Annotated in this window: 3 protein-coding genes and 1 pseudogene; 1 reads left to right on the forward strand and 3 read right to left on the reverse strand. The window is 74.1% G+C overall.

All coding sequences use genetic code 11. The features are described from left to right. The 3 genes from AB0C29_RS41125 to AB0C29_RS41135 all read right to left on the reverse strand — a co-directional run. The coding region (locus tag AB0C29_RS41125; protein WP_360832584.1) for a response regulator transcription factor at positions 1–603 on the reverse strand (603 nt) is incomplete at its 3' end. 114 nt (positions 604–717) lie between these two features. Further along, positions 718–1938, reverse strand: a complete 1221-nt coding sequence (locus AB0C29_RS41130; protein ID WP_360832587.1) for an APC family permease — start codon at positions 1936–1938, stop codon at positions 718–720. Positions 1939–1983: 45 nt separating this feature from the next. Further along, the gene (locus AB0C29_RS41135) at positions 1984–2616 is read right to left on the reverse strand and encodes a phosphotransferase (RefSeq protein ID WP_360832589.1); all 633 of its coding nucleotides are present in this window, start codon (positions 2614–2616) and stop codon (positions 1984–1986) included. 119 nt (positions 2617–2735) lie between these two features. Here AB0C29_RS41135 and AB0C29_RS41140 point away from each other — a divergent pair. Further along, a pseudogene (locus AB0C29_RS41140) lies at positions 2736–3011 on the forward strand (FAD-binding molybdopterin dehydrogenase); the annotation flags it as partial.

The following is a 3011-nucleotide window of genomic DNA, read 5'->3' on the forward strand; positions in this document are numbered from 1 at the left end:
CGACGCGACATGGGCCTCGGCCAGCTCGTGTCCGCTGCCCGGGACGTCCGGCCAGACCCCGGCCCGGATCTCGTCGTGGGTCAGCACCCGGCCCGGATCGCGCAGCAGCAGGCGCAGCAGCTCCCGCTCGGACGGTGACAGCGCGACCGGCTCCCCGGCCCGGCGCACCTCGCCGGTGTCCTGGTCCAGCTCCACGTCGGCGTAGCGCAGGACCCGGTTGCCCGGCGCGTCGGCCAGGCGTCGCAGGGCGGCGTGCACCCGGGCCAGCAGCACCTCGACGTCGAACGGTTTGGTGATCCAGTCCTCGTCGCCGTAGGCCAGCTCGGCGACCAGGTCGTCGCGGGTGTCCCGGGCGGACAGGAACACCACCCCGGTCTCGGCGCCCTCGGCCCGCAGCCGCCGGCGCACGTCCATGCCGTCGCCGTCGGGCAGCGACACGTCGAGCAGGACCAGGTCAGGCCGCTGCTCCACGGCCTTCTCGACGGCCTGCGCCGCCGTCCCCGCGGTGTCGACCGCGAAGCCGTGGCCGGTCAGCACCGTGGACAGCAGGTCCACGATGGTCGGCTGGTCGTCGACGACCAGGATCCTTGCGTTTCCCGTCATGTCGCCCCCATGAGACACAGCGTGAGCACCCGGCGGGTACACCCCCGACAGTCCTCCCGGTCGGGACATGGAGGAAAGACCCTGCCCACATGGCAGGAAGCCGGCCGCGGCGGATCACGCTCTCCCGGCCGTACGGTGGCGGCGGATCCACCACACCGCGACGCCCAGCGCGAAGACCGCCAGCCCGGCCACGACCGAGAACAGGGGTAGCGTCGCTGCCAGCAGCAGGCAGCCCGCCAGCCCCAGCACGGGCAGCGGCCGCCACGGGGCACCCTCGTCGCGGCGCAGGGTCATCGCCGAGGCGTTGGCGATTGCGTAGTAGCCGAGCACGCCGAACGAGGAGAAGCCGATCGCGCCGCGCAGGTCCACCAGCAGCACCAGGACGGCCACGGCGACGCCGACGGCGGCCTCCGCACGGTGCGGCACCCCGGTCCGCTCGCTGACGGCGTCCAGCACCCCGGGCAGGTTACGGTCGCGGGCCATCGCGAACGTCGTCCGGGAGACGCCCAGGATCAGCGCGAGCAGGGAACCGAGCGCCGCTACTGCGGCCCCGACCCGTACGACGGGGGCCAGCCAGCCCGGGCCGACCTCGGCCAGTGGTGCGGTCACGGCGGCGAGCCGGGCCGGGCCCAGGCTGCCGAGCAGGGTGAGGGCGACCGCGGCGTACAGGACGAGGGTGATGGTGAGCGCGATCGGGACGGCCCGGGGGATGGTGCGGGCCGGGTCGCGGACCTCCTCGCCCAGGGTGGCGATGCGGGCGTACCCGGCGAAGGCGAAGAAGAGCAGGCCGGCGCCCTGCAGCACGCCCCAGACCGAGACCTGGGGGCCGCTGCCGAGGTGGGCCAGGCCGTCCGTGGAGCCCGCGGCGACGACTGCCAGCAGCACGACGATCACGGTCGCCACCAGGATCCGGGCGGCCAGCGCCGACTTCTGCACCCCGGCCAGGTTCAGCGCGGTCAGGGCCGCGACGGCGAGCACGGCCAGCAGTCGTTCGTGGCCGGGGGCGACGTACGCGCCGAAGGTCAGCGCCATCGCCGCGCAGGAGGCGGTCTTGCCGATGACGAAGCCCCAGCCCGCCAGGAAGCCCCACAGGTCGCCCAGCCGCTTGCGTCCGTAGACGTAGGTCCCGCCCGACGAGGGGTAGACGGCCGCCAGCCGCGCCGACGAGACCGCGTTGCAGTACGCGACCACAGCCGCCACGGCCAGCGCGAGCAGCAGCCAGCCACCGGCGACCGCCGCGGCCGGGGCGAAGGCCGCGAAGACACCCGCGCCGATCATCGCGCTGAGGCCGACCACCACCGCATCGGTGACGCCGAGCCGCCGGGTCAACTCCACCGGATCACCCTTCCCCAGCCAGGTGAACGCCCGGCGGCCGGGCAGTCACAGCTCGGTCCAGCCGGCGGTGGTCCGCAGGGCCTGCTCCCAGCGCTGGTGGCCGGGGTCGGCGAGGCCCAGGGCGCGGCGCAGGGCCAGCATCTGCCGGCACTTGGCCAGCATGGCCGCCTGCCGCCGGGGCCAGGGCGGGCGGCTGCCGTACCCGGCGAACAGCTCGGTCAGCGCGCCAGCGTGGCCCGGGTGGTGGGTACGCACGATCCACTCGCACCAGGCCAGGTCCTCCACCGGGTCGGCGCCGGACCGGGCCCACTCCCAGTCCAGGATCCCGGTGATGTCGTGGGTGCCGGGATCCAGCAGAACGTTGTTGGGGCCGTAATCACCGTGCGTCACGTCGGCCGCGACGAGCTTGCGCACCATCGCGCCGCACGAGCGCAGCACCGGCCCGGCGTGCCCGGCGTCGATCAGCTCCTGGCCGTGCACCCCGCCGAGGTGGGTCAGGTGCAGCTCCCCGGTCGGTGCGGACAGCAGCACCGGAACCGGCAGCCGTCCGGCCAGCACCTGGAGCATGTCGCGTTCGGTGGCCCAGCGGGTGCGGTCGTCCGGTCCGGTGAAGCGCTTGACCACGACGGCCCCGTCACCGCGGGTGTCGTTGGTGTACCCGTGTCGCAGAGGCTGCATCCGTCCCGCCGTTGCTCAGCGTATGACGGGTGAGGATAACCGTCCACGCGCCGGAAACACACCGCGCGTACCGTAACGTTCCTGGTCAAGCAGGGTGCGTCGAAACAGGGGGACCGCACGTGGATCTGCACACGGTCGTCGAGGTGGTCAGTCCGGCCGCCGTCGGGCAGTGGCGGCCCGGGGACGCCTGGCTGGCCGGCGGGACGGCGTTGTTCGCCGAGCCACAGACCGACGTGACCCGGCTGCTCGACCTGGTGGCCGCGGGCTGGACCCCGATCACCGTGCCCGGGCACGGCCTGGAGATCGCGGCGACCTGCACGGTCGCCGACCTCGCCGGGTACGCGGGCGCCGAGCACTTCACCGCCTTCCACGAGCTGGCCACCGCCTGCTGCCGG

The sequence above is a fragment of the Actinoplanes sp. NPDC048791 genome, from assembly GCF_040650095.1.
GTDB lineage: Bacteria > Actinomycetota > Actinomycetes > Mycobacteriales > Micromonosporaceae > Actinoplanes.